Origin of the sequence: Chryseosolibacter indicum, assembly GCF_018598585.1 — a bacterium.
GTDB lineage: Bacteria > Bacteroidota > Bacteroidia > Cytophagales > Cyclobacteriaceae > Chryseosolibacter > Chryseosolibacter indicus.
In genome coordinates this window covers 1-248 of the sequence record NZ_JAHESD010000174.1, presented here as the reverse complement: position 1 = coordinate 248, position 248 = coordinate 1, and the positions used below count along the sequence as shown (strand labels likewise).

1 pseudogene is annotated in these 248 nt (G+C 34.7%); it reads right to left on the bottom strand.

The window, feature by feature from the left end:
- Positions 1-248 (bottom strand): annotated as a pseudogene (locus tag KK060_RS24950) (hypothetical protein); the annotation flags it as partial.

Below are 248 nucleotides of genomic sequence, written 5' to 3'. Positions count from 1 at the left end.
ACAACAAATTCATTCTTTTCATCCAACTCATAAAATGCTGCACTTGAATGTGAATATGAGGCAAAGTCTTCGACCAATGACCATTTTCCTTTTACAGGATTATGGTGAATATAATCTAACTTCTGCTCTATCATCTGTTCGTTATAACATAGCCGTGCATCAAATGACAACCTGAAAATCTGATGAAGTTTTCCTTTTACGCTTTCCTTTTGTTCAACACCTTCTGACAGTTCTTTTAATATCTCATG